A 26,155-nucleotide genomic window follows, 5' to 3' on the forward strand; every position below is an offset into this window, starting at 1 on the left:
GACGGAAAAAACCCTTGATCCACCTGAGAAGCAGGAGTAAGGTATCAGACAACCGCAATTCAACTCCTGACCACTCGACTGGAGTGGACTGAGCTGCCCTGGAGGCAACATGACGAACCTCAAGAAAACCGCCCTGACCCTGTGTGCCCTGCTGACCATTGCTCCTGCCGGCATGGCTCAGAACCTTTCCGGCCTGCGCATCATGGCTCCGGCCGCTCCCGGCGGTGGCTGGGACCAAACCAGCCGCGCCATGCAGAGCGTTTTGCAGAACGAGGGCATCATCAAGCCCGTTCAGGTGTTCAACGTGCCCGGCGCCGGCGGCACCATCGGCCTGGCCCAGCTGGTCAACAGCAAGGGCGACGACAAGCTCCTGATGACCATGGGTCTGGTCATGGTTGGCGCCATCAAAACCAACAACAGCAAGGTGGACCTCTCCCGCGTGACCCCAATTGCCCGCCTGACCGGCGAGTACGAAGTGGTCGTGGTTCCAGCCAGCAGCCCCTTCAAGAACATGGACGACCTCGTGAAGGCCTGGAGGGCTGACCCCGGCAAGGTCTCGTTTGCTGGCGGCAGCGCCGGCGGCACCGACCACATCGTGGTGGGCCTGCTGGCCAAGGCCGCTGGCATAGACCCCAAGAAGATGAACTACGTGCCGTTCAGCGGCGGCGGTGAAGCGGTCGCGGCTCTGCTGGGCAACCAGGTCAGCGCTGGCGTCAGTGGCTACGGCGAGTTCGAGCAGCAGATCAAGGCCGGACGCCTGCGGGCCATCGGCATCAGCAGTGGCAAGCGTCAGGCCGGCATCAACGTGCCCACCTTCAAGGAACAGGGCCTGAACGTTGAACTGGCCAACTGGCGCGGCATCGTGGCCCCTCCTGGCATCAATGCCAGCGACAAGGCCGCCCTGGTTGCCGCCCTGGACAAGGCCGTGAAGTCCAAGGAATGGCAGGACACCCTCAAAACCCGCAACTGGACCAACCTGTACATGAGCGGCAGCAAGTTTGACGTGTTCCTCAAGGTCGAGCAGAGCCGCATCAACGGTGTGCTCAAAGACATCGGCCTGATCAAGTAAGCGCTACCCCGTCACTGGGGGCGGGAGTCAATCCCGCCCCCTTCGCCATGCACCATGTGCCCCTTATGCTGGAGATCCTATGCCCGAACCTGTTCCACCCCCGTCCCCCAAGTTTTCCCGGCCCGCGCGCCGGCAGCTGAGCGTGCCAGATCTGGTGGTGGCCCTGGCCATCCTGGCGCTGGGCCTGACCGTGTGGTTGGGCGCACGCAGCATCACCACGGGGGCCAACGTGCAGGTCGGTCCTGGGGTGTTTCCGACGGTTGTGGGTGCACTGCTCACCGGGCTGGGCGCTCTGCTGACCCTGGGGGCATTGAGGGGTGACCGCGCCGAGCCGGCGACCGAGGAAGACACCGACCCCAACGCGCCGGTCAACCACATTTCCCCCCTGACGATCCTGGGCGGCTTTGCGCTGGGGACCGTGCTGCTGAACTCCCTGGGCTTTGTCATTGCCGGAGCCATCATGTTCACCAGCGTGGCCTGGGCTTTTGGTGAGCGCCGGCTGGGCATGGTGGTGACAGCAGCGCTGGTGCTGGCGCTGGTGACCTATCTGGTCTTTACACGCGGGCTGGGTCTGACACTGCCGCCAGGCATCCTGAAGGGCGTGCTGTAAATGGAAGCCATCACCTCCCTGCTGGCCGGCTTTGATACTGCCCTGACACCTATCAATCTGCTGTGGGCCCTGCTGGGCGTCACGCTGGGCACGCTGGTCGGCGTGCTGCCTGGTATCGGACCGGCACTGACGGTCGCGCTGCTGCTGCCGGTGACCGCCAAACTGCCTCCGGTCAGTGCGTTCATCATGTTTGCGGGGATTTACTACGGCGGCATGTTCGGCGGCAGCACCACGTCCATCCTGCTGAACACCCCGGGCGAATCCAGTTCAATCATCACGGCGCTCGAAGGCAACAAGATGGCCCGGCGTGGACGCGCCGCCGCAGCGCTGGCCACGGCTGCCATCGGCTCTTTCGTGGCAGGGACCATCGGGACGCTGCTGCTGACTTTCGCTGCTCCGGCCGTCGCCGAGATTGCCCTTCAGATTCCTCCTGGCGCCAAGTTTGCAATTATTCTGCTGGCTTTCACGACCGTCAGTGCAACCTTTGCTGGCAGCCCCCTGCGGGGATTGATCAGTCTGGGCCTGGGTCTGTTCCTGGGGTTGGTGGGCACCGACAACCAGTCGGGCGTGGCCCGCTTTGACCTGGGCTTCCCGGAACTGCTTGACGGCATTGACGTCGTGACTGTGGTGGTCGGTTTGTTCGCCATTGGAGAGACCCTGTACGTGGCCTCCCGGTTCCGCAAGGGCAAGGCTGACGTGGTCCCGCTGACCAAGGGGGCACACATGAACCGCGAGGACTGGCGCCGCAGCTGGAAGCCGTGGCTGCGGGGCACCGCGCTGGGCTTTCCCTTCGGCGCACTGCCAGCCGGGGGCGCCGAGATTCCTACCTTCCTGTCCTACATGACGGAAAAGAAACTCAGCAAGCACCCTGAGGAATTCGGCAAAGGCGCCATTGAAGGCGTGGCGGGACCAGAAGCGGCCAACAACGCTTCAGCCGCCGGTGTGCTGGTGCCGCTGCTGACCCTGGGCCTGCCCACGAGCGCCACGGCCGCCATCCTGCTGGCTGCCTTCCAGCAGTACGGTCTGCAACCCGGTCCGCTGCTGTTTGTCACCAGCCCGGATCTGGTGTGGGGCCTGATCGCCTCGCTGTACATCGGCAACGTCATGCTGCTGGTGCTTAACCTTCCGCTGGCGGGGGTCTGGGCCCGGCTGCTGCTGATCCCGCGGCCATTTCTGTACGCCGGCATCCTGGTGTTTGCCACGGTGGGCGTGTACAGCCTGAACAACAGCGTGTTCGATCTGGTGCTGCTGGGCCTGCTGGGTGTACTGGGCTACCTGATGCGCCGCTTTGACTTCCCGATCACGCCGGCCATTATCGGCATGATCCTGGGGCCAGCCGCAGAAAGTCAGTTCCGCACCGCTGTTCAGCAGACCAATGGAGACTACGCAGCGGTGTTCACGCAGCCCCTGACCCTGGCGCTGGTCATCATCACGCTGGCGGTCCTGATCATCCCGGCCCTGCTGCGCATGCGCCGTGCTCCGGCTGCCAGCACCAGTGGGCACACGGACGAAGTGGACTAAACAGAAGTACAAGCAGAGGCGGGAAGGCCTGATGCCTTCCCGCCTCTGCTGTTTGTTCTCAGCCCTCGTCCAGTGTGGCGATGCCATGGCGCAGCGCATACAGCGCAGCCTGCGTGCGGCTCTCCAGGCCGAGCTTGCTCAGGAGGCGGCTGACATGGGTCTTGACGGTCGCCTCACTAACCCCCTGGTCCTGCGCGATGTCGCGGTTGCTGCATCCCCGGGCAATCAGCTGCAGCACGATGGTTTCCTTGGGGGTCAGGCTCTCGCGCATCTCAGGGCTGCGGAAGTCGCGCACCAGCCGCCTGGCGGCTTCGGGATGGAGGCGGACCTCACCGCGTGCCGCGGCATGAATCGCGTCGGCCAGCGTGTCACTCGATGCGTCCTTGAGCATGTAGCTGATCGCGCCGGCCTCGATGGCGCCATTGACCTTGTGCTCCTCCAGGGTGCTGGTCAGCGCAATAACCTCGGTGTCGGGAAAGGCCCGGCGCAGCTGCCGGGTCGCCGCGATCCCGTCCATCACCGGCATCATCAGGTCCATCACGACCACGTCCGGGTGCAGGCGCCCGGCTTCCTGCAGGGCCTCCTCGCCGTTGGCAGCCTCCCCCACGACCTCGATGTCAGGATCCAGACCCAGGAAGAGTTTGAGGCCCTGGCGGACCACAGCGTGGTCGTCCACCAGCAGCACACGGACGGTTGAAGGGATGGTCATGGGGTTTCCTCCAGGGTGAAGTTCTGGCTGGGCGCATCGACAAACACGTCCAGCTGAGGGGCAACGGGCTGGGGCAGGCCGGGGAGCCGCAGCAGGGTCTCACGGTCGGTGAATCTCACGCGCAGCGCAAGGGTGCGGGGCACCCGCAGGGTCACGTCTCCGGTCTGCGTCCGCAGGTCCAGGTTGCCAATCGTGCCTGGACGCGCGGTCACGATGATGTCTCCCGAGGCGGTGGTCACGCTGGCCCGCGCCGAGTGGCGAGGCAGGGTCAGACGCACCTGACCACTGCCACTTCCTACACTCAGGGCTTCCAGCTGCGCCCCGCGCAGATCCAGCGCCATGTGTCCCCTGACGGTATTGGCCCGCAGCGCCTCAGGGCCGGCACCGCCGGGGGCCACCACCCGGATGTGCCCACCCGACGTGACCAGCGCCAGAGGACCTGCTGCCCGCGCCGGCAGCGTGACATTCAGGTGGCCTCCCAGGGAACGGGCACTCAGGGCCCGCACACGCAGTGGCCGCAGGTCCAGGGTCTGGTCCCCGCCCGCCGTGCGGGCAACCAGGGTCAGCGGAATGCGGGGGGTCAGGGACGCCTGCAGGCGATGTTGCAAAGGGCGTGGGCTGGTCACCACCACACCGTCCTGGTCCAGCGGCTGCACGTTGAGCCGGATTGTGGCGTCCAGGGTGTGGCCCTGCCGGTCTACCCTCAGATTGACTGGATTCCGCGCACGGTGGGTGGCCTGTCCCCACAGCACGTCGCCGCTCCGAGCAGGCAGAGCAAGAAGGTGAAGGTCACCGCGGTCTCCTTCAAAGCGCAGGGTGGCGCTGGCGGCCATGTCAAGCGGCAGGGGGCCGTCCAGCGGAACGGCCAGCGGCGTGGTCACGGTTCCCAGGCCAGGGGTGGGGGAAAACGATACACCCTGCCACGCGATCAGACTGCCGCCCGCCAGCAGCAGCAGGCCCAGGGCCATGCGGCCCAGCACCGGAAGCAGCGGACGGGAGGGCGGAGCCGCCGAGGGAACACTCATGCGTGCGCCTCCTCGCGCTGAAGAGGAGCCGCCGAAGCAGCCGGAATCCGCAGGGTGACGATGGTGCCTTCGCCTGGTGCACTCTGCACGTCCAGCGTGCCGCCGGCTCCAGCGGCCCGCTCACGCATGCTGCGCTGTCCCAGGGTGCCGCGCCCCTGCGACGCAGGGTCAAAGCCCCGCCCGTCATCGCGCACGCTGACTGTGACCACCCCCAACGACTCGTGCACACACAACCAGACCTGGGTGGCCCGGGCATGTTTCACCACGTTATGCAGGGCTTCCTGAGCTACCCGGTAGGCGGCGGCCTGAGCATCCGGTGTGAGGTGTGGCTCGGCGCGCAGCTCGGCATGAACCCGCAGGCCGTGGCGGGCCTCCAGGGCATGCGCGTGCTGGGTCAGGGCCGCGATCAGCCCGCCTTCCTCCAGGGCGTCGGGGCGCAGGCTGAACAGCAGTGCCTTCATCTCGCTGACACCGCCCTCGGCCAACCGGATGGTGTAATCCAGGCTCTCGCGGGCCCGCCCTGGGTCGCGGTCCAGGGTGGCGCGCGCCGTCTTGGCCCCCAGGGTAATGCCGTACAGCGCCTGGGCCACGCTGTCATGCAGTTCACGGGCCAGCCGGGCACGTTCCTGCTCCCCGGCCCGCGCGCCGGCCCGTTCGATCAGCTGTGAGGCATGCAGCGCTGTTCCAGCGTGATCGGCAATGCTCAGCAGGAAGGCCAGTTCCTCTGCCCCGGGCCGTGTGCCACCCTGATACACGGCCCGCAGGGTCCCGCCGTCCAGCGTGCCCGCCGAGGGAGGCAGCGTGACGGGAAGCGTAACCAGCGTGGCCCCATCTGCCGTCACCTGCACGTTGGCCTCACCGGGTACGGGCGTGCGCTCTGGCAGCCCGCTCAGCGCCGGATGGCCCTCGCCGCTGGTGGCGTGCGGCGTACCGTCCGGCGCGACCAGAGCCACCGACCGCGCGGTGCTGGCTGTCCAGGCCTGCGTGGCCAGATCAGTCAGGGTCACGCCCAGATCGTCGCCCAGCGCCACCCGGCCTGCGGCGCGGCGCAGCGCCACCACCTCGCGCCGGGCCGCCTCATCCCGGCGGTCGGGGGCCAGCAAGCCCAGCGTCAGGCGGGTCCAGAGCCGCCCCATGAGGTTCAGCACGCCACCCAGAACCAGGGCACTGCCCGCACCGGTCAGGATCAGCCCGACCACGACGCTTTCATCGGGAACCAGGGTCCATTCGCGCCAGACCACCGGGGGTGCCCCGGGGCTCAGGACCCATAGTGGAGCGCTGAGCCCCGCAATCATCACCGCCAGCAGCGCCACCAGCACCATCCAGCACATCGCAGCCAGTGGCAGCTGCACGACGTGAAAAAGCAGTGCACGGTAGGTTGAAGGGTCCGCCAGGGTATCGCGCAGCCAGGGCAGAACCCCCCGGTAGGCGCGTGGCAGGTGCGTGCGCTCAAAACTCACACCCAGCAGGCCGGCCAGCACCCGCTGCACGTCCGCCAGGGCCCCCACCAGCCACAAGGCCCCCAGCAGCAGAGGCGCGCCGACCAGCAGCGGCAGGGTCAATACCCCACCGACCACACCACCCGTCAGCAGGACGGCCACCAGCCCGCCGGCCGGGAGGGCCAGCAGCACGTACAGTGCCACGCGGTAGGTGCGGGGGCTGAGCAGGTCTGCCGCCAGGCCTTCCTGCCCACCGCGCTTTCCTGCCCTCATGCCGTCCATCATGAAGCCAGCCTAGCGGGCACGGAAGCCGGGCACGTCCAACGAAAGGGTGAAGGAACGACTCCAGGGCCCACCCCGTTGCTCTTCAGCGTGGCTGGGTGGGCAGCCAGCGTGGAGACCATCTGAGACTCCCCTCTTCCTGCGGCTCAGGAGCGGCCTCAGCCTGGCATGGTGGTTGAACTTCACCCCGCTCGGCCAGGGGCCACAGGCTCAGGACTGCACGCCCGGCAATGTCGTTGCGCTTCACCACACCAAACATGCGGCTGTCCAGGCTGCCGCCGGCGCTGCGGTTGTCACCGATCACGAAGTAGTGTCCGGGGGCCACAGTCACGGGGGCCGTGTTGGCGAAGTTCGAGGTCACGTCGTGGCAGCTCTTTGCCCAGTAGCCCAGTGTGCGCGGCTCGGACTCCGGGCGACCGTTCACATACAGCTTTCACGCCCGCACCTGCACGCGGTCGCCAGGCACGCCGACCACTCGCTTGACGAGGTAAGGCCGGTACGCCCAGGGCAGCCGCACCCCACGGTAGTCCCGTTTCCACTCATAGACGGCGCCGCGCGGCGGCTTGAAGACGACCACGTCACCACGCTGGTAAGCGCCCAGACCCAGCTGACGCGCCCAGCCTTCGGCCTTGGGAATCAAAAGCAGTTCCCCGTGGCGTAGACCCGGAAGCATGCTGACACCGTCCACATTGACTGCCGTTGCCCCAAACTGGGTGAACAGCAGCGCGACCGTTACCGGGGAAAGCCACTCGCGCCACAGCTGCCTCAACTGGCCCTTCATGGCTGCGCCTCCTGTGTCACGGGGGCTGGGGCTGTACTGCTCTGGACCGCGTAAGCCGCGCCGCCCAGCGCGAGGCCTATCAGCCCCACGCGAAGTGCCCTGCCCAGGGTATGCACCTGAACCAATCTCCAGGCGGCTGGCCAGACCGGTCCAGCTTCCTTCAGCGCCTGAGCCCAGGCTTCGGCTTCACTCCGGCCCTGCAACCGGGCGTCCAGCATGGCCTGATGCAGATGACCCAGCAGTTCTGCGCGTACCTGCCGCGCGACACGCGGCGGAAGCAGGCGGGTCACGCCGCGCAGGTAGCGCTCCACCTCGGGCCGGATCACCACAACCTCCGCAGGGCGCCGTCAAACGCCCGGTATCCGTCACGCCGACGGTCGAGTTCCTGCCGCCCAGCTACAGTCAGGGTATAGGTCCGCACTGGAGGACCTCCGCGTGCAGGCAGGGTTTCGGCCGCCTGAAGGTACCCGGCCCGCTCCAGGCGGTGCAGCGCCGGGTACAGGCTGCCGGCATTGAGACGGATCTCGCCCTGCGTCAGCGCGTCCACCCGCTTGGCGATGTCCTGACCGTAGCCCCCTTCCCGTTCCAGCACACTCAGCAGGATCAGGTCAAGGTTTCCTTTGAGCAGATTGACGTCCATTCGGTATCAGTATCCGATATCAGTATGTGAGCATGGTGGAGCCGGAAGCAGGCCGTTACAGGGAGCAGACAGGTCGTGCAGGTCGGTGACTCTCTCGCACTCAGGACGAAAACTCTGCCGCCTGACATTCAGCAGTCCCGACGCTCCGCCCGTCAGGTCGGCAGAACTTCCCACCCCGTGGACGAAGCTCTGGCTGAATGAAGCCCGGGCACCGCTTTGCCTTTCCGGACAAGACCGCGCTGTCCTTCGATCAGATCGGGTAGTAGGAGCGGGCCTCGCCGCTCAGGAAGTCCCGGGTAGGCACCCAGATCAGTGGGTTACGCTCCTCGCACTCAGGCGGCGGGCCGTAGCGCACCAGACCCTCGACCTGCGCGAACGGCACCCATTTGACGCCCACCACTTCCGGGTCGCTGGGGTCGATCTCGCCGTGCGCCTGAGCCGTGAAACGGCCAAACGTCGCGTAACACTCGTTGCGTGTACCGCTCAGCAGCTCGCCTTCGAGCAGGCTCACGAACGTCAGGTCGGTGACAGTCAGGCCAGTTTCGTACTGCACCTGCCGGACTGCGGCGTCTCCCAGGGTCTCACCCGGGTTCGCCTTGCCGCCGGGCAGGCCGTAGAAGATGCTGCCGTCGTCCATACGTTCCTCGACGAGCAGCAGATGGCCGTCCCGCACGAGGTAAACGTGGGCGGCGCGCTTGACGGGCAGGGTGCGGGTGGGCCGGGTCATTCGCCCGGCAGTCTAGCGTTCCTGCCTCCTCCCAGGATGTGCAGGACGTCGTCGGGCAGGCGGGACGGCCGGTAGGTCTTGTCGGTCGCGATGTGGCGCGTCTCGCCGGAGGCTACGAGTTCCTCGCCCCGGCGCAGTTCGTACAGAAAAGTCATGGTGCGCGAACGCAGGCTGCCCAGGCGGGTGCTGAGGATCAGGGTATCGCCATAACGCGCCGCGCGGCGGTACTCGACATTCAGGCCCGAGAGCATCAGGTAAAAGCCCCGGGCCTCCACCTCGGTGTAGGGCAGCCCCAGCGTTTCCATCAGGTCGGTGCGGCCCACTTCGAACCACACCGGGTAGGTGGCGTGATGCACCACGCCCATGGCGTCAGTCTCGGCGTAACGGACCCGGATGATGCTCTCGCCGGTGACGTCCACCCTGCTTCCGTCACTCAGGGCCGCGCTCACAGCCGGGCGTCCTCCAGGGCGCGGAATTCCAGGGTGGGCGTGCGGCGCATCTTGACCTGCGCGCCGATCTCACGCTGCAGGTGGCCGCGTGCGCGGTTGAGCGCGTCGAGCAGCCCTGGCATGTCACTGGTCAGGGCACTGACGTACACGCGCGCCAGAGTGTAATCGGCCGTCACGGTCACCCGCTCGACGGTCACGATCATGGGCACGCGCGGGTCGCGGAGTTCGGCAATCGCTTCGCTGAGCACGCGGGTCAGCTGGGCCTGCACCTGCTCGGGTTTCATGCTGGACCTGCCAGGCACACGGCGGGAAGGGAGAACTTCATCCTGGTATGGTAGCCCGGCATCAGCGCGCGTAGCGCCTTCCGGTGTAACCGGTAAATACTCCGATGCCGTAACTGACCTTGCGCATACTGTCCAGCACAGCCCGGCCGTTCCACGCCAGGCCAGCGCTGCTGCCGCCGTCGAGCAGCAGCGCCTCCTTCACCCCCAGGCGGGTCATGACCTTGCCCATCTCCGTGGTGGTGAGCCTCACCCGGGTACTGACCATCACCAGATCCCGGTTGCTGCTCAGTCCCACGGCGCTGCGGGCGGCGCGGCCAAACAGGGCCGGATCACGGAACACCTGGTTGTAATTGGTATGCACCGCGCCGCCGGTCACGATACGCGGACCCGTGGCGATCACGGTTTCCATACCGCGCCAGGTGGTGTCCAGGGGGCGGCGCAACAGTGGCGTGGTGGTGGCCCGGATGGTGGCCCGGTTATCGGGCGTGATCGCCAGCGCCATGGGAATCCGGCCCCAGGTCAGCATGCGCCCCTGCATCACGATGTCGCCAGCCGGAGCATAGGTTCGCGGATGAAAATAACTGCCATTGATCAGCGCCTGCGCGCCACTGCGCTGCGCCAGCTGACCAACCCGGGCCCCCAGGCCAAAGACCAGACCGGCGTGCGGCAGCACGGGCGCGACCAGGACATCCCGGTGCCGCAGGTCAACCCGCACCAGCTGCACCGGGATGTTGAGCGGTCTGAGCTGCTTGAAGGTCACGGCTTTCCCGGTCGCGCGGGGAGGAATCGGCACCGGCACACGCTGCGCGACCAGAATTTTCATGCCCGGCACCATGTGCTTGCGGCTTGACAGCCCGTTGAGCCGGCGCAGGGCGTCAGGAGTGGTGCGGTACTTGCGCGCCAGGCTTTCGGGCGTGTCACGCGCGCCTATACGTATGAACGAATAGATGACCCGGACCTCGGTTGTGGGACGGCGCACCGCGGCAGCGGCGCCTGGCCTGGGCACCCTGAGCTTTTGACCGACGTGAATGGTCGTGCTGCGCAGTGAATTGGCCGATTGCAGCGCAGCCACACTGACGCCATACCGCCCCGCAAGAATGCTCAGCGTTTCGCCGGAGCGGACGGTATGGGTTGCTGGTGCCGGGGCCCTGATGGGGGCCGTAGCTTCTTTCAGGCGAAGGATCTGTCCAACCATTATGGTGTCGCCTTTCAGGCCGTTCAGGGCCCGTAACCGGGCAACAGTCAGGCCGTGCCGGGTGGCGATTTTGAACAGGGTGTCTCCCGTTTGAACTTTTACGGTGGAGGGCGCAGCCATGGCCGCGCCGGTCAGCAGGACAGTCAGCAGGGCATAGAGACGCAGGGGGGAACGCATGGGGTCACACTTGAACATCAATGCCCCCCCAGCTGATGAGCCGAACCTGACCCGCTATTCAAAGTCTGGTGTGGGTCACTGGGGTCCTGGTGCAGCAGGTCACGACCCAGGGGTACTGCCGGGAAGCACAGCGACCCGGCCCACCATGTAGGCACAGCCATACAGAAACAGGGTGGCCAGCGGCAGAAATTTCAGGCCCCGGCGGTGATCGACCATATGGCCTTTTACCAGGACTTCGATGATGTAGAGGGTCAGCAGGGAAAATGCCGCGTACATCCAGTGCTCGGGGTCCCGGCTGGGATCGTAGGGCAGACCGTACTTGGTCAGGCCTCCACCGACGTCTGTGGCACTCGGCACCTTGGCGCCGCCCAGAGCCAGAATCACGCCCGTCACGCCCGGAATCAGGGTAAGTGCCCAGGTGATCCGCAGCCACACCAGAAAGGAAAAGCCAACGGTACCTTTGAGGGCCGGGCCCAGGCTCCACACGAACAGGACCAGCGTGGCCAGCGCAAAGGGCGTGGGAAACAGCAGGGCCAGCGAACTGCCGAACTGGTAGCCGTGGATCTGACGCAGGAGCTCCATAGATCCAGAGCGTATTACACCGCGCCGGGGCTGGGCTGGGAACCGTCGGGGTTGAGCTCCAGCACGGTGGGGGTCTGCGGCAGATACGTGCCGGGCCGCAGCGGCATGCTTTCACCGGGGCGGCGCAGGTGCAGGCCTTCGGGCACCTCGACGAGCAGCAGCTGGGTCCCACTGGGAGTCAGCTTGAGTCCGGCAAGCACCGGCGACCCCAGCGTGGCTCCAAGATCACTGACCCCCGAGCGCACCACCAGCACATGGTCTCCGTAAGGACCGCTGATATGCACCGTCAGGTCGTCGGCGCGTAACGTCAGGGGCAGGCCCAGCCCAGCCAGACTGCCCAGATCGGCCTCCGGTGCGCGCGCCGCTCCGGCCACAGCGATGCCCAGCAGCGTGCCGGGCCGCACCACGTCTCCGGCCTGCAGCAGCAGAGCGCCGCGGCTGACCTCCAGGTCGTCCGGTACTCGCAGAATCTGCAGCCCGTCACGGTGCTGCTCAGCCCGTAAGCCGCTCAGATGCGGCACGCGCGAAACCTGCCCAACGTCAAACGGACCGCTGAGCGGCGCAGGAATCCCCATAACGTCGCCCTGGGCCGTCACCAGGGCCAGAGTGCGCTCCTCGCTGTATTCCAGGCCTTCTACGCCTGGGACGGGAAAGGCCCCGCCCGGAAGCCGGTTGGCAGCCGCAGGCACCTTCCGGCGCCGCCGCAACAGCAGGCTCAAGCCCACCAGGGCCGCGGCACAGAGCAGCAGGAGGCCAAAGCGGGCCGGAAATTTGGGCTGGCCTTCGAGGCTGGTCTGTGAGGCGCCTTGGGTGGCAGGCGCGTCCCCTGAACGCACAGCAGGGTTTGCTGAGGAGCCCTGTGCAGCGCCTGGACCCACCGCGAGGCGTACGGTGGGCAACGGCACGCTGCGGCCCGTTCCAAGCAGCACAGGGGTGACCTGTGCTGCATTCTGGCCAGTGTGTCGCAGGCGCACTCCGAATTCCCGCGCCCCCGGACGCCGTTCGAGCGTTGCCGTCAGGCTGCGTTGCTGGGGGTCCACCCGCAGGTCGCCCAGAGACAGGCCGCTTCCGGCCCGGTAGCGCAGCACAACGTCCTCTCCAGGGCGCAGATTCAGGTCCGCACCCGGGTTCAGCCAGTTCAGGCCAGAGCTTTCGGGAGTGTTCAGCCGGAGCAGCAGGGCAGCCGGCCGCAGATTGATGCCGTCTGCGGTCGGTACCAGCGGAGCACACAGCAGGGCTGCGCTGCCTGGAGCCAGCGAGCCACGCAGTTTCAGCCTCACGCGGCCGTCGCGTACGGCGTTCTGCGCGAGGCTCAGGCGGGCGGGCATGGCGCTGCCGAGGCTGACAGGAGTTCCATTGGGCAAAGGCACGGTCACCTGGTCCAGGCTGGTCACGTCAAGGGCGCCGCCAGCCAGATTGCCCTGTCCCAGAACCGGCACCGTACCGGCCTTGTAGGTGTGCCCTGCGGCGTAGACACTGGCCCTGAGCGCCGCGCGCAAGTCGTCAGGAATGCGCGTCCCCAGCGCCACATAATGCAGGCGGTCCAGTGCGCCCCGACGCTCAAAAGCCTGCAGCGCGCTGCGAGCGGTATGGAGCCGTGCGGGATCGTTGTCGATGCCATCGGTCAAAACAAATATGGTGGTCAGATACTCGCCCTGCCCCCCCAGCTTCGACAGGGCGGTATGCAGGCTGCGGTACAGGTAAGTATTTTTCCCGTCTGCCTTCAGCCCGGTGAGAAGCGCGCTCCACTCGGGGTTCTCCGCCGGTCGATCAACACCGCGCTGATACCTCACCCCGCTGTCGAAGCTCACCATTTCCACCCGGTCGGGTCGAAGTCGGCGCACATAGGCGTCCACACTGGCCTTGACCCGCTCGAAGATGTCTGCCTGACCGTCTCCTGTGCCGCGCATGCTGCCGCTGGTATCCAGCACGAAGACCGCACGTGTGCGCCTGGGCAGCTCACCGGCCGGCAGACGGCAGGTGGGAGCAGCGCGGAGAGGCTGTGGACGGCGCAGTGAAACGTCCGGGGAATTCACCCGGGCCTCTGCAGGCACCGGCACCGCAGACGAAGGCACAGCGCTCTGGACATCGGCGTGAGGAGCTGTCAGCAGGAGCAGGGTGAGGGCAGCAACACGGCGCATTCAAAGCATATTCTGACGGGTCCCTGCCACAGGGTCATCCCCCACCTGTCGCCACTCCCTTCGTTGTTTCAAAAAAGAACGATCTGGTGGGCTTCCAAGGTTGTCCTGGTCCCTATCCAAGTCACCTGCCATATTACGTTATATACGTAAAATATTTGACCCATTTCAAGTACGGTAGTATACTGAACAGACCAGAAGGCGCACAGGGCGCCCGAATTTCTGCTCTTTTTCACCCTTCCAGCCGCGCCGCCTCCGGCGGACTGCGCTTCAGGAGCGACATGACCCAGCAAGACGAAAAAATTAAATCCGCTGTTGAAGAAATCGGCGACAATAGCTCTTCTCAGGGCAAGACCAATTACACCGCTGACGACATCTCTGTGCTTGAAGGGATGGACGCCGTACGCAAGCGCCCCGGTATGTACGTCCAGGGCGGCACCGGCATTGACGGCTATCACCAGCTGCTGACCGAGATCATCGACAACGGCATCGACGAAGGTCTGGCCGGTTTCGCGACCGAAGTGCATGTGATCATGCACGCCGACGGCAGCGCGACCGTGACCGACGACGGACGCGGCATTCCGGTGGACATCATGAAGTCCAAGGGGCGCCCGGCCATTGAAGTGATTTTCAGCGAGTTGCACGCCGGCGGCAAGTTCGGCGGTGGGGCTTACAAGGTCTCAGGCGGCCTTCACGGCGTGGGTTCGACGGTCGTGAACGCGCTGAGTACCTTCCTGGACGTCAAGGTCAACAAGGGCGGCAAGATCCACCACATCCGCTTTGAACAGGGTCAGCTCGTGCAGCCTCTGCAGGTGCTGGGTGATACTCCCGCAGAGATCACCTGGGCCACCAGCGTGAGCTTCCAGCCTGACCCCAGCATCTTCAAGGAGTTCGACAACCAGTTCGACTACACGCGTATTCGCAACCGTCTGCGCGAGCTGGCCTACCTGACTGGCCTGAAGATCGTCGTGCGTGACGAGCGCACCGAACTGCATGCCGGCATGGTCAAGGAAGAGATCTTCCACGAGAAGGGCGGCATCGCCAACTTTGCCCGCGCACTGGTGGTGGATGACAACAAACTGCTGTACGACCAGCCCATCGTGATGCGCGGCAAGCACAGCGACGTGGAGGTGGAGGTGGCGTTTATCCACGCCAACACCTACGCCAGCGACAACATCCTGACCTACGCCAACATGATCCGCACCCGTGACGGCGGCACGCCGCTGACCGGCTTCAAGACGGCCTACACCCGCATTCTCAACAAGTACGCCCGCGACAAGAACCTGATCAAGAGCGGCCACCCCGTTCCCAGTGGCGATGACCTTCTCGAAGGCATCTACTGCGTCGTGTCGGTCAAGCTGGGCGAGCCGCAGTTCGAGTCACAGGCCAAGGTCAAGCTGCTCAACAGTGAGGCCCAGACAGCCGTGAACGCCGTGGTTGGCGAGAAGTTTGCCGAGTTCCTCGAGGAAAACCCCCGGGTCGGCAAGACCATCGTGGAGAAGGCTGCTGAGGCCGCCCGCGCCCGTGAGGCAGCCCGCAAGGCCAGGGACATCGTGCGCCGCAGCAACCCGCTGGAAAACGACGATCTTCCCGGCAAGCTCGCCGACTGCTCCAGCCAGGATCCGGCCGAGTCGGAAATGTTCATCGTGGAAGGGATCTCGGCAGGCGGCAGTGCCAAGGGTGGCCGTGAGCGCCGCTTCCAGGCCATCCTGCCCCTGCGCGGCAAGATCCTGAACGTCGAGAAAGCGGACCTGAACAAGATCCTCAAGAACGCCGAGATCCGCGCACTGATCGGAGCCATCGGAGCGGGCGTCGAGGGCACCGGCGACCGGATGCACTTCGACCTCAGCAACCTGCGTTACCACAAGATCATCATCATGACCGACGCGGACATGGACGGCGGCCACATCGCCACCCTGCTGCTGACGTTCTTCTACCGGTACATGCGCCCCGTGGTTGAGGCCGGCTACCTGTACATCGCGCAGCCGCCTCTGTACCGCATCATGGTAGGCCGCGAGAAGAAAGGCACCTACCTGTACACCAACGAGGACCTCAAGATCCACGTGGCCCGCGCAACCAAGGAAGGCAAGAAGTTCGATATCCAGCGCTTCAAGGGTCTGGGCGAGATGAATGCCGACCAGCTGTGGGACACCACCATGAACCCTGAGACCCGTGCACTCAAGCGGGTGCAGATTGAAGACCTGATCGTGGCCAACGAAGTGTTCGAGAACCTGATGGGCACCGAAGTCGCGCCGCGTAAGACCTTTATCCAGGAAAACGCCCGCTTCGCCGAAATCAGCGTCTAAAGCCAGCGACATATCACAAGGGGGCGACTAATCGCCTCCTTCTTTTTTGTTTATGCAGCCCCGCATCAATCAGGGCGTCACCGGAAGTACATGACGGTCGCGCCTGGCGGTCAGGCACGAACGAGCCTGTTGTTCTCCCGCTCTGGCGGCCGGTCCCCTGGCCTGCTCAGGTCGTCGAACAATCCTTACTGGCCCAAGCAGCAACCTCGGTTACGAGCACCGTGTGTTCCCTCTGCACCGGCCCCATTCAGGTTTTGCTGCAAGGGCACGCGTGGGCCTCGGTTCAGGCGGATGAGGCTGACAACCTTTGACCCTGCCACGCCGGAACGAGCACTGCCATATGCAGCCCTGAGCATGTGAATTTTCGAAAGCGAGCAGGTCGTTATCCTTCAGGAGACCGCATTCATCTGGATCTGCCTTCCTCTCCCTAGGAGATCAGCATGACCAAAGCTTCTGGCCCATCCGCAACCGACCCTTACGCCCGCACCCGAGTTCAGGTGCTCGACTCAGAACTTGCCTTCGTCGATACCGGGGGAGGCGGACGGCCTATCGTGTTCCTGCACGGCAATCCGACGTCCTCGTACCTGTGGCGCAATGTGATCCCCGAAGTAGAAGGGCTCGGGCGCTGCCTGGCCCCGGACCTGGTTGGGATGGGCGAATCCGGAAAGGCTCCGGCAGGCAACTACAGCATTGCCGAGCACGCACGCTATCTGGACGCGTGGTTCGACACGCTTGGTCTACGTGACGTGATACTTGTCCTGCACGATTGGGGCGGTCCGCTCGGGTTTCACTGGGCAGCGCGTCATCCAGAGCGTGTGGCTGGCATCGTCTACATGGAAACCATCGTGCAGCCGGTCACCTGGGATGACTGGGACCCGGGTGGCGTGCGTATATTTCAGGCTCTTCGCAGCCGCGCCGGAGAGGAATTGATTCTGCAGAAAAATGTGTTTATCGAACGGATTCTGCCGTCCTCGGTGATCCGGCCGCTGGGTGAACAGGAAATGGAAGCCTACCGCCGTCCATTTCTCAGTGCGGGCGAGGAGCGCCGCCCCATGCTGACGTTCCCCCGGCAGTTGCCAATTGACGGAGAGCCGCCAGAGGTGATTGATCTCGTGGAGAGGTACGGGCAGTTTCTGAAAACTACCCCCATTCCCAAGCTGTTTATCAATGCCGAGCCCGGTTCGATCCTGACCGGACGCCAAAGAGAGTTCTGCCGAAGCTGGCCGAACCAGCAGGAAGTTACGGTGGCAGGGCGGCACTTTATTCAGGAAGATTCTCCAAGAGAAATTGGGCAGGCAGTGGCAAACTTTGTCCGTGAACTTGTCGTTCACAGCTAGAGAAGCATGTTTGCAGGGACCGTTGAGCCGCGCCTCAGGTTCCCGGTTTTTCTGCTGGTCCCTGAGGTTCCGCGAAAAATGAGGTGGCACCCAATTTCATTTTGACCTCTGCGTTCAATAGCCGGAAGGCATCGCTGTCCCTGGTCATTCTGAGGAAGAGGAATACTGCCAGATATTGCAGATTTCCAAAGAGCGGGTGATGTTGACCGCAGGAAATCTCTATCTGGCCATTCAGACGTTCCGCGCTCGACTTATGGGCCAGTAAGGCAATAAACGGTTCTCGCCTTTCAATGACCTGTCAGCCCGGGACGAATCAGGTGACAGGTGAAATGGGGGCCTGTCATAGCGAGCACAGCCCCATACGTTGAGATCACAGCTTGAGTAAATCTTTACATCAGCATCAGATGCTTTCTACGCGAACTTTTGGTTTTTATCGGCCATACCGTTGTTAACGGGTCAGCACATAGGGAGTCAGGCACCCTGCTACGAGGCAAGGACAAGCTTAGTCCGAGTGCAATCAATCCAAAATCCGTGGTGCTGCATATAACTTAGTAAGGAGGACTTCTTCATGCCAAGGGGCAATCTGATTCTGTCTTCTTCACTCGCTGGGGGCCTGCTGCTTGTGGGCATAGGCGCCTCAGCGGCGGCACCTACGCAGGTATACACGTTCAAACACACTGCAGAGCGTACCGATCCGAAAGCGAGTGGCCGGGTCGTTGTTCGGGCGGCCGGGACCGATACTCTGGAAACCACGTTGACCCTTTCGGGTCTGACACCCAACAAAGCGTATGCGGCTCACTACCATGCTCTGGGGCCCCAGGCCAGCGCAGATCCCTGCATGACCAATGGCCCGGTGACTCTGGGTTTTCCACCGTTCAAGGCGAGTGCCACCGGACGGGCGACCGTCAAGGTGACTGCTGAGGCTTCGAAGGTGGCTGGCAATGCCGGTGCATACATCAACGTTCATGCCGCCAGTGACCTGAAGGTGGTCCCGCTATGCGCTGCCCTTCGCCGGACTTCGCCAGCCTCCGGTTCATCTGTTGTTACCCCAGCCCCCACTGCTCCTAAAGCAGCAATCACCGTCAGCATCGGAGACCACGTGTTCCAGCCAAAGATGGTGACGGTCAAAGCCGGAACCACCGTGACCTGGAAACATCAGGGCGCCGCTGTTCATAACGTGGTTTCACTCGCCACGCCTTCACTGCGTTCCGAAGATCTGGAAAAAGGTGAAAGCTACAGCTACACCTTCAGCAAGGCAGGTACCTACGACTACTACTGCTCGTATCACGAAGGCATGACCGGCACGATCATCGTGACCGATTGAATGCGGAGGGAATGAATATGATGAAACGTAATGTTGTTCTTGGGGTTGTTGCAGCTTCCGTTCTCAGCGCCTGCACCATGATGGGTCAGCCAAGAACGCTGGCGTTCAAGCACAACCCTACGCCAGCTGACCCCATGGCTGCTGGGACCGCTATGGTCATGACCAAAGCCGATGGCATGGTCACTACGACGCTCACCCTGACTGGTCTGACCCCCGGCAAGACCTATGCGTCTCATTACCACGCTTTTGGGCCAGATTCGAACACCGACCCCTGCGCCTCCAACGGACCTGTCACGGTTGGCTTCCCACCTTTCACGGCTGACGCCAGTGGCCGAGGGACGACCAGCGTCACCAATGAGATGGCGAAGATTGCAGGAGACCTGGGCGCCTACATCAACGTGCACCACGGCGACGCCCTTTCTGTCGTGCCTGTCTGTGCGCCAATCAAGATGACCAAAGGCTGAAAACAGAACGACCGGCAGTTAAGCCCGTCGCTCTAGACATCAATATGGTGTTACACAGGCAGTCCAGCATTTGCCGGGCTGCCTGAAAAGTTTGGTCCACGCTGCCGGCTGCCAGATACGGAAAGAGTCAGCCGGGGCAAAAGCCGAACGTTCACCTACCCTGTCATCCGCCGACAGGGGCGGCTACGACCCCCGGGTCCTGTGGCCTGGAAGAAGAATTCAACCCGTTATCAGCCTCCCAGGTGGCTTCCAGTCTGTCATCTGCTTTGAGCCTCTCCTCTACCCTGTAGCCATGACGCTGCTAGACATTTCGCGCGCCCTGACTGCTGCTCACCCCAACTGGCCGGGAGACGCCCCCCTCCGGGTCAACCCCGGTGCGCGCATATCGGCTGGTGACAGCGTGAACACCAGCGAGCTTTGCACCAGTACCCATACAGGCACGCACGTGGACGCCCCCTGGCACTACGACGACCTTGGCGAGCGCCTGGACGCTGTCCCACTGGAGGTCTACGTGGGCTCATGCCGCGTCCTGAGTGTTCATGGCAGCGGGCTGATCGAGCCGGAGGAGCTCGGCGACCTTCCAGAGACTTTGCCACCCCGCCTGCTGCTTAACACAGGTCAGCCTGAACACTGGGCCGATTTCCCTGAGGATTTCCGCGCCCTGAGTCCAGCGTTTATCCGTGAGGCGGCGCGGCGCGGCGTGCAACTGATCGGTACCGACGCGCCCAGCGTGGACCCGCTGACGAGCAAGACGCTTGATGCCCACCATGCCTGCCAGGACACGGGCATCTACATTCTGGAAGGGCTGAATCTGAGCGCTGTAACCGACGGTGAGTACGAGTTGCTGTGTCTGCCATTGCCTCTGGTCGGGGTAGACGGCGCCCCCGCCCGCGCGGTGTTACGCCTGGTGTGATAGGTACCTGGTCCTGTCCGGTCACGGTCATCCAGGCTGCTTTTCGCATCCCAGATCGTCAGGCTTCTGCTGTGACATGTGCGGGCCAGTTTCTGCTTGATTGAGACAGAAGCCAAGCTCCCTGAACTGGGCTGGACAGGGGTCTGTACTGGTGGCAGGCAGGGAAAGCGCACTGCTGCTGGGATATCTCAAAGGCGCCCGAACAGGAATCAGCAGATTCCGTTTCAGAACCCGAAGCGGGTGGCCACTTCAGCAGGCGCCCGTTTGGGACGGCCGGTCACCGGGTCCACCCACACCCAGTCAGTCCGGCATTCCACCAGACGCTGGGGCTCACCGGCGGTCAGACGGTCGATGGTATAGCCGCGCACGCTGCGCAGCCCGGCATGCTCAATCAAGGCGGTACGAATCATCAGCACCTCGCCCAACAAGGCCGGTCGCAGATAGGTGATGGTGTGCCGGCGGGCGACAGGGACGGCGCCCATTGCGGCCAGAGCAGCCGTGCCCATATCCAGACGCAGGGCGTGGGCACGGGCAACCGCTTCACACCAGGACAGGTAGACGGTGTTGTTGACATGTGAGAGGTCATCGAGATCAGAGGCCTGTACGGTGCGCCGCAGCTCATGACGACGCTCGTCCGGCAGGGCCTCCCAGGGATAGTCCAGTCCAGGAAATGTAGTCAACGTTCCTCACCCAACAAATCGTTGACTGCCTGTGCCCCTTCGAGATCGAGCATGGTCACGCCCCCTGCGTCGTGCGTAAAGAAAATGACCCGGACGCGACGGTATTTCAGATGCAGATCGGGATGGTGTCCGCGCTCCTCAGCCAGAGCCGCGATTCTTACTACAAAGTCCACTCCTGCCTGATAGGTCTCGAAAGTAAAGTCCCGGAACAGTTTGCCCTCATCACCCCACCAGCCGTTGGGTTTGCGCTCCTGCACGTCTCCGTCAGTCAGCTTGCGCTTCGGGTCGTGGCCCATGCGGGAGTCATAAGGGTGGTAGCTCATACCTCATGTTATGGGAGACGGGCTTCCTGTTCCTTTGCTTGCCACTTGGTGTAAAAATAGAGGGTACAACGGGAGTAGAATTACAAAAAATAGAATTTATTTAATGTAGAATCAGATTCAGATCAGAAAACACGAAAGAGAGGTGCCCTATGACTTTATTTTTACGTCGCCTGTTCCGTGGTCGTCGTGCTGTGCCCCGCAACAGGCCGGCACCTGTACCGCCGCCGATCACTCATCTGGACCTGCTGCGGGCCCTGGGGTGCGACGAGTAGAACCACCCTCCTGACGCCCTGGTGGTAGGAACGCCGGGAATTCAACGTCCATTCGCCATTTGTTCGCAGCTGCCCAGGTATTCTGGCGCCCATGCGAGCAGCGCAGAGTGTATTGAAAGGAACCGGGTCGGGGTCGCTGCCGCCGATGCTGGATCAATATGTGCGCATGCGGGACGAAGTTGCCCAGCAGTTGCCTCATGCCATCTTGCTGTTTCAGGTCGGGGACTTTTACGAGACATTCGGTGAGGATGCCGAACGGACCGCCCGTCTATTGAGTCTGGCCCTGACCCACAAGACCAGTAAGGACTTCAGCACCCCCATGGCCGGCATTCCGGTGCGCGCGCTGGACCAGAACGTGGAAAAGCTCCTTGCGGCTGGCGTCTGTGTGGCGGTGGCCGATCAGATGGAAGAAGCCGGAACGGGGCTGGTGGACCGCAAGGTCACGCAGCTCCTGACCCCCGGTACCGTGACCGAGGAACGGCACCTGGGCGCTGACGAGAACTATCTGGCGGCAGTGGCCACGGGCGATGGCTACGCGCTGGCCCTGCTGGACGTCAGCACCGGAGATTTCCGGGCGGCGGCGTTTCATACCCGGGTGGCCCTGTATGACGAACTGGGCCGCCACCGTGCCCGAGAGGTGCTGCTGGCACCGGAGCTGGCCGGGAATCCGGCGTTGCTTTCGGACTTTCAGGGACGCTTTCCGGTGATGCTCTCGCCGGCCAATTTTGCCGAGGACGCCAGCCGGGCAGAGCTGCACAGGACCCTGGGCGAGGTGCCCGGGTCACTGAACTCGGCGGCCCTGGTCCGGGCCTGCGGGGCCATTCTGGGCTACGCGCGCATGGCCCAGCAGGGCCAGCTGGCCATGGTCCGGCGGGTGGTGCGCTTTGAACCTGGCGCTCACATGCGTCTGCCTGAAGCTGCGGTGCGGGCGCTTGAGCTGTTCCAGGCGCAGTCGCCACAGGGCGTGACCCTGATGGACGTGCTGTGCCAGACGCGGACGGCGGGCGGAAGAAGGCGGCTGCGCGCCTGGCTGCGAGCGCCGCTGCTGGATGAGTTGAGCATCCAGGCCCGGCTCGACAGCGTCCAGGCCCTGACCCGTGCGCCGGATCTGCGCGGCAGCGTGCGCTCGCTGCTCTACCGTGCCCACGACCTCGAACGCCTGGCGGCCCGGGTCGCGACCCGGCGCGCGTCTCCCAGGGAGGTAGCGTCCCTGGCGCGCACACTGGATCTGCTGCCCGACGCCGTGACACTGCTGGCTGGACAGGACGGACTGCTCGCGGGAGTACACACCCGGCTCTCGTCCCTGCCGGATGTGGTCACGCGCATCCGGGCCGCGATGGTGGACGACCCACCGCTGCGGCTTGGGGATGGAGGGCTGATCCGCGACGGCTTTCACGCCGAACTCGACGAGCTGCGTGCCGGAGCCCTGGCCCACCGCGAGTGGCTGGCGCAGCTGGAGATCACGGAGCGGGAGCGCACCGGAATTTCCAGTCTGAAGGTCGGCTTCAACAATGTTTTTGGCTATTACCTGGAAGTCACCGGGCCTCACCTGAGCAAGGTGCCGCCGGATTACCGTCAGGTGGCGACCCTCAAGGACCGGGCGCGTTTTACCCGTCCGGACCTGCGCGAGCGCGAGCGCGAAATTGCCCGGCTGGAGGCAGCGGCCAGCCGCCTGGAAATAGAGGTCTTTACGGAGTTGCGCGACGCCCTGTCGGCCCACGCTGAGGCGCTGAGTGAAGCTGCTGGTGCACTGGCCGAGCTGGACGTGCTCTCGGCCCTGGCAGAACTGGCGGTAGAAAGCGGCTGGACCCGGCCCCGGACCACGGACGGCGAGACCCGGCTGGTGCAGGCGCGCCACCCGGTCGTGGAGCGGTCGGCAGGCGGGCGTTTTGTGCCCAACGACGCGCAGCTGGGCACAGGTCGCCATACCCTGCTGCTGACCGGGCCGAATATGGCCGGTAAGAGTACGTATCTGCGGACGGTGGCCCTGTGCGCGCTGCTGCACCAGATCGGATCCTTCGTGCCCGCAGACCGCGCAGAGCTGCCCGTATATGACGCGATTCACACCCGCATCGGCGCCTCTGACGATCTGGCCGGCGGCCGCAGCACCTTTATGGTCGAAATGAGCGAGCTGGCCGCCATCCTGCACGGCGCCACCCACCGCAGTCTGGTCATCCTGGATGAAGTGGGCCGGGGAACCAGCACCCTCGACGGGCTGGCCATCGCGCACGCCGCGCTTGAACACCTACATGCCACCCGCGCCCACACGCTGTTTGCCACCCATTATTTCGAACTGACACGCCTGGAAGCTGACTTTCCGGGACTGGTCAACCTGCACGTGGCCGCCGAGGAAGATGCGGCGGGCTCGGGGGGGCTGACCTTCTACCATCAGGTGGTGCCTGGAGCGGCCCGGCAGAGTTACGGTGTTGAAGTCGCACGTCTGGCGGGGCTTCCCGCCCCGGTCACCCACCGGGCGGCTCAGCTGCTGACCTCATTGAACGCCCAGGGCGACGACCGCCGGCTGATCCGCGAACTCGCAGCCCTGGACCTCAGCCGCCTGACGCCGATGCAGGCGCTGGAGGTCCTGCACAGCTGGCAGAGGGCCGCGACAACAGGCGTCCCGGAAACCGTCGAGGGCTAGCGTAGAGCGCCTGCGCTGCCCTGAGGCCAGCTCCTGCGCGTGACGCGCACCGGTCTAAGTATCCACCGGCTGAAATACAAGTGTCGGCGCACAGTAGTCGTGTCTGGCGGCAATCCAGACGCGGTAGAGTCCAGGCTCATCCAGCGCTACGGTTATGGAGTCAAGAGTTCCGGGGGCCATCTGGGAATAGATATTTTCGCCCTGCTCCGCACGATGTTTGCGCAGTTCAACCTTCAGGTCGCAGTCACTGTACCGGTCAAATTCCATATCGTCCGGATAGGAAACGAGCATCAGATAGTCCTTGCTTGCCAGGCGCATAGGCACGTTTTCGCCCAGTACTGAATTCAGGACGACAGAGGGAACGCTGGTGTAATTGTTGGCCGTGGGCGTGAGGGTCCCGGCAGGATCTCTCTTCTGGCACGCAATGAGAACCAGGAGACAGGCCAGGGCAGCACGCTTCATCCAGATCAGCTTAACGGGTCACAGATTGTGGGCAGCAGGTGCGCTACAGCAGCGCAGAGCAGGCAACTATGGCTCAACCCCCCTGCCCCGCCTGCTCCGTGAGTCCATCCGCCACCATCTTCTTTCCTGCCTGCAAAACCTGCCCCGACCATCCAGGCTCCAGAGAAGAAAGCCAGGCCGCTCTTCAATGTGCAATAAAGTGCGCCAGGAAAAATCCTTCCACAGCCGGTGCTAAGGTGGCTGGCATGCCGGCCAGCAGACCGACCTTGACACTCGCTGCAGGGCTATGGCTGGCCGATCTAGGCGAGCCGCCTGTGAAACAGTTCAGATGGACGACATTTCAGGGCCAGAACCGCTCCAGCGGAAGTGGCGGGCAGATGAGGCACAGGCCGGTGGCAGAAAGCTGATGCGATTACGTGTCTATTCGCGCTTGGGAACCCGGCTGAGAGACATGCTGCACAGCCTGTGGTTTCTGCCCAGCCTGATGGTCGTCCTTGCAGTGCTGCTGGCTGTCCTGACCATCCGGATAGACGGGATGCTGCGCCACTCTGGTCCGCCCCGGCTTCTCCTGTTTCCCGGAGGCGTGGAAGGCGCCCGGTCCCTGCTGGGAGGCATCGCGTCCTCCTTATTCGGTGTTGCAGGTACAGTTTTTACCATTACGATCACCGCGCTGAGCATTGCTTCGGCCCAGATGGGTCCGCGGCTGATGGAGAGCTTTACACGTGACTGGCGCAACAGCGTCTCTCTGGGAACGTTCCTGGGAACCGTCGCCTATACGTTCACGATCCTACGGTCGGTTCCCAGCGACAGCAGCCAGACTGATTTCATCCCACATCTAGGCGTATATCTGGCGCTGCTGTTCACGTTTATAAGCGTCATCGTGCTGATCTACTTTATTCATCACGTGGCCACGAGCATCAACGTGGGATACGTCATAAGCTCGGTCCACGATGACCTGTGCCGGACGCTGCTTACCCAGACGGTCCAGGGACAGCGCCACGACCAGCCGCACCTGCTTCCGCCAGAATGGAAGGAGCAGGATATTGTGTATGCGCCACGCAGCGGGTACCTTCAGAGTGTTGACACCGATGCACTGGTGCATCTGGCGGTAAGCCACGGCGTGACCGTCTGCCTTCTGGTTAGGGCGGGCGACTTCATCATGAAAGACGTTCCGGTCGCCTGGGTGACCCCGCAGGCGTGTAAGGGCATTCCGCGCACATTGACCATCGGGAAGACTCGCACGACCAACCAGGATATCGAGTATGCCGCCCGGAAACTCGTGGAGGTGGCTTCCCGGGCCCTGTCGCCAGCGATGAATGATCCGTATACAGCCATGACCGTCCTGGATCACCTGGGTGACGCCCTGGTGTCCCTTCAGAACCGTGGCCTGATTAATGGACAGTTCGAGAGAGAAGGCCAGGTACGGTTGATCATGCCGCAGCCTGAATTCTCCGGGCTGGTGGAAACCATGTTCAACATGATCCGGCAGTACGGCAGGACCCATCCGTCCGTCATGATCCGCATGCTCGAGGTTCTTACACGCTCAGCGGCAGCGCTCGTGGATCCGGACCGGCGGAGCGTATTGCAGACCCATGCCGACCTCGTCTACAAAGAAGCTCTTGAACACACTGAAGCTCAGCATGACCGTGACGCCCTGGAGCGGCGATACCAGCGTTTCGTCAGTGTTTGCAACGACGCGCGAAGATTACTGGACCCGGGTCGGCCACTCCCTGTTCAGATTCACGAGTGACCGCCCTCGCGTCAGCTTCAGATGCCTGGAGCTCCTCTACCGCCACAGCCCACGC

24 protein-coding genes and 1 pseudogene are annotated in these 26,155 nt (G+C 63.9%); 10 read left to right on the top strand and 15 right to left on the bottom strand.

Going from position 1 to position 26,155, the window contains the following annotated elements:
- The first annotated feature begins 109 nt into the window (after positions 1-109).
- The 3 genes from DEIDE_RS08870 to DEIDE_RS08880 all read left to right on the top strand — a co-directional run bounded on the left by DEIDE_RS08870 (position 110) and on the right by DEIDE_RS08880 (position 3,200).
- Entirely contained in the window at positions 110-1,069 is a 960-nt protein-coding gene (locus DEIDE_RS08870; RefSeq protein ID WP_012693619.1) for a Bug family tripartite tricarboxylate transporter substrate binding protein, read from the top strand.
- A gap of 79 nt (positions 1,070-1,148) precedes the next feature.
- Positions 1,149-1,679 carry a tripartite tricarboxylate transporter TctB family protein gene (locus tag DEIDE_RS08875; RefSeq protein WP_012693620.1) on the top strand — a complete coding sequence of 177 codons (531 nt, stop codon included), beginning with the start codon at positions 1,149-1,151 and terminating at the stop codon, positions 1,677-1,679.
- Positions 1,680-3,200: a tripartite tricarboxylate transporter permease gene (locus DEIDE_RS08880; protein WP_012693621.1), complete on the top strand. Its 1,521-nt coding sequence runs from the start codon at positions 1,680-1,682 to the stop codon at positions 3,198-3,200.
- A 58-nt stretch (positions 3,201-3,258) separates the two neighbouring features.
- Here the strand turns inward: DEIDE_RS08880 and DEIDE_RS08885 are convergent, their stop codons facing one another.
- The 12 genes and pseudogenes from DEIDE_RS08885 to DEIDE_RS08940 all read right to left on the bottom strand — a co-directional run bounded on the left by DEIDE_RS08885 (position 3,259) and on the right by DEIDE_RS08940 (position 13,631).
- Entirely contained in the window at positions 3,259-3,909 is a 651-nt protein-coding gene (locus tag DEIDE_RS08885) for a response regulator (RefSeq protein ID WP_012693622.1), read from the bottom strand.
- Positions 3,906-4,934, bottom strand: a complete 1,029-nt coding sequence (locus DEIDE_RS08890) for a DUF4097 family beta strand repeat-containing protein (protein ID WP_012693623.1) — start codon at positions 4,932-4,934, stop codon at positions 3,906-3,908. Before DEIDE_RS08890 ends, DEIDE_RS08885 begins: the two co-directional genes overlap by 4 nt.
- The gene (locus DEIDE_RS08895; RefSeq protein WP_012693624.1) at positions 4,931-6,658 is read right to left on the bottom strand and encodes a sensor histidine kinase; all 1,728 of its coding nucleotides are present in this window, start codon (positions 6,656-6,658) and stop codon (positions 4,931-4,933) included. The genes DEIDE_RS08890 and DEIDE_RS08895 overlap by 4 nt, the downstream gene beginning before the upstream one ends.
- An 82-nt stretch (positions 6,659-6,740) precedes the next feature.
- Positions 6,741-7,436 (bottom strand): annotated as a pseudogene (gene lepB / locus DEIDE_RS08900) (signal peptidase I).
- A complete protein-coding gene (locus DEIDE_RS08905; RefSeq protein WP_162485430.1) occupies positions 7,433-7,762 on the bottom strand; it encodes a hypothetical protein in 330 nt (109 codons plus the stop codon). Before DEIDE_RS08905 ends, lepB begins: the two are co-directional and overlap by 4 nt.
- Positions 7,759-8,076 carry a PadR family transcriptional regulator gene (locus DEIDE_RS08910; protein WP_012693628.1) on the bottom strand — a complete coding sequence of 106 codons (318 nt, stop codon included), beginning with the start codon at positions 8,074-8,076 and terminating at the stop codon, positions 7,759-7,761. The genes DEIDE_RS08905 and DEIDE_RS08910 overlap by 4 nt, the downstream gene beginning before the upstream one ends.
- 250 nt (positions 8,077-8,326) lie before the next feature.
- Positions 8,327-8,803, bottom strand: a complete 477-nt coding sequence (locus DEIDE_RS08915; RefSeq protein WP_012693629.1) for an NUDIX hydrolase — start codon at positions 8,801-8,803, stop codon at positions 8,327-8,329.
- A complete protein-coding gene (locus DEIDE_RS08920; protein WP_012693630.1) occupies positions 8,800-9,252 on the bottom strand; it encodes an acyl-CoA thioesterase in 453 nt (150 codons plus the stop codon). The genes DEIDE_RS08915 and DEIDE_RS08920 overlap by 4 nt, the downstream gene beginning before the upstream one ends.
- Complete coding sequence (gene rbfA, locus DEIDE_RS08925) at positions 9,249-9,536, bottom strand: 30S ribosome-binding factor RbfA (protein ID WP_012693631.1); 288 nt, start codon at positions 9,534-9,536, stop codon at positions 9,249-9,251. Before rbfA ends, DEIDE_RS08920 begins: the two co-directional genes overlap by 4 nt.
- A 61-nt stretch (positions 9,537-9,597) precedes the next feature.
- A complete protein-coding gene (locus tag DEIDE_RS08930; RefSeq protein ID WP_041227527.1) occupies positions 9,598-10,908 on the bottom strand; it encodes a LysM peptidoglycan-binding domain-containing protein in 1,311 nt (436 codons plus the stop codon).
- Positions 10,909-11,007: 99 nt separating this feature from the next.
- Entirely contained in the window at positions 11,008-11,490 is a 483-nt protein-coding gene (locus DEIDE_RS08935; RefSeq protein ID WP_012693633.1) for a hypothetical protein, read from the bottom strand.
- A 14-nt stretch (positions 11,491-11,504) separates the two neighbouring features.
- Positions 11,505-13,631, bottom strand: a complete 2,127-nt coding sequence (locus DEIDE_RS08940; RefSeq protein ID WP_012693634.1) for a vWA domain-containing protein — start codon at positions 13,629-13,631, stop codon at positions 11,505-11,507.
- Positions 13,632-13,909: 278 nt separating this feature from the next.
- Between DEIDE_RS08940 and DEIDE_RS08945 the strand changes: the two genes are divergently transcribed.
- The 5 genes from DEIDE_RS08945 (at position 13,910) to DEIDE_RS08970 (ending at position 19,972) form a co-directional block, all read left to right on the top strand.
- Complete coding sequence (locus tag DEIDE_RS08945) at positions 13,910-15,934, top strand: DNA topoisomerase subunit B (protein ID WP_012693635.1); 2,025 nt, start codon at positions 13,910-13,912, stop codon at positions 15,932-15,934.
- A 440-nt stretch (positions 15,935-16,374) separates the two neighbouring features.
- Positions 16,375-17,271 (top strand): haloalkane dehalogenase, encoded by an 897-nt coding sequence (locus DEIDE_RS08950; protein ID WP_012693636.1) that lies wholly within the window; start codon positions 16,375-16,377, stop codon positions 17,269-17,271.
- A 568-nt stretch (positions 17,272-17,839) separates the two neighbouring features.
- On the top strand, positions 17,840-18,595 hold the full coding sequence (locus DEIDE_RS19035; protein ID WP_012693637.1) for a cupredoxin domain-containing protein: 756 nt from the start codon (positions 17,840-17,842) through the stop codon (positions 18,593-18,595).
- A gap of 17 nt (positions 18,596-18,612) precedes the next feature.
- Positions 18,613-19,059 carry a CHRD domain-containing protein gene (locus tag DEIDE_RS08965; RefSeq protein ID WP_012693638.1) on the top strand — a complete coding sequence of 149 codons (447 nt, stop codon included), beginning with the start codon at positions 18,613-18,615 and terminating at the stop codon, positions 19,057-19,059.
- Positions 19,060-19,351: 292 nt separating this feature from the next.
- Positions 19,352-19,972 (top strand): cyclase family protein, encoded by a 621-nt coding sequence (locus DEIDE_RS08970; protein WP_012693639.1) that lies wholly within the window; start codon positions 19,352-19,354, stop codon positions 19,970-19,972.
- Positions 19,973-20,196: 224 nt separating this feature from the next.
- Here the strand turns inward: DEIDE_RS08970 and DEIDE_RS08975 are convergent, their stop codons facing one another.
- Together DEIDE_RS08975 and DEIDE_RS08980 are read right to left on the bottom strand one after the other, a co-directional pair.
- Positions 20,197-20,652, bottom strand: coding sequence for an acyl-CoA thioesterase (locus DEIDE_RS08975; protein WP_012693640.1), 456 nt, complete (start codon positions 20,650-20,652; stop codon positions 20,197-20,199).
- Positions 20,649-20,975, bottom strand: coding sequence for a 4a-hydroxytetrahydrobiopterin dehydratase (locus DEIDE_RS08980; RefSeq protein ID WP_012693641.1), 327 nt, complete (start codon positions 20,973-20,975; stop codon positions 20,649-20,651). Before DEIDE_RS08980 ends, DEIDE_RS08975 begins: the two co-directional genes overlap by 4 nt.
- Before the next feature lie 363 nt (positions 20,976-21,338).
- Here DEIDE_RS08980 and mutS point away from each other — a divergent pair, with 363 nt between their 5' ends.
- Positions 21,339-23,888: a DNA mismatch repair protein MutS gene (mutS, locus tag DEIDE_RS08985; protein ID WP_012693642.1), complete on the top strand. Its 2,550-nt coding sequence runs from the start codon at positions 21,339-21,341 to the stop codon at positions 23,886-23,888.
- A gap of 54 nt (positions 23,889-23,942) precedes the next feature.
- Here the strand turns inward: mutS and DEIDE_RS08990 are convergent, their stop codons facing one another.
- The gene (locus DEIDE_RS08990) at positions 23,943-24,350 is read right to left on the bottom strand and encodes a hypothetical protein (RefSeq protein WP_041227193.1); all 408 of its coding nucleotides are present in this window, start codon (positions 24,348-24,350) and stop codon (positions 23,943-23,945) included.
- Between the two features lie 451 nt (positions 24,351-24,801).
- Here DEIDE_RS08990 and DEIDE_RS08995 point away from each other — a divergent pair, with 451 nt between their 5' ends.
- Positions 24,802-26,100 carry a DUF2254 domain-containing protein gene (locus tag DEIDE_RS08995; RefSeq protein WP_242402896.1) on the top strand — a complete coding sequence of 433 codons (1,299 nt, stop codon included), beginning with the start codon at positions 24,802-24,804 and terminating at the stop codon, positions 26,098-26,100.
- Positions 26,101-26,155 lie beyond the last annotated feature (55 nt).

The sequence above is a fragment of the Deinococcus deserti VCD115 genome (assembly GCF_000020685.1).
Classification (GTDB): domain Bacteria; phylum Deinococcota; class Deinococci; order Deinococcales; family Deinococcaceae; genus Deinococcus; species Deinococcus deserti.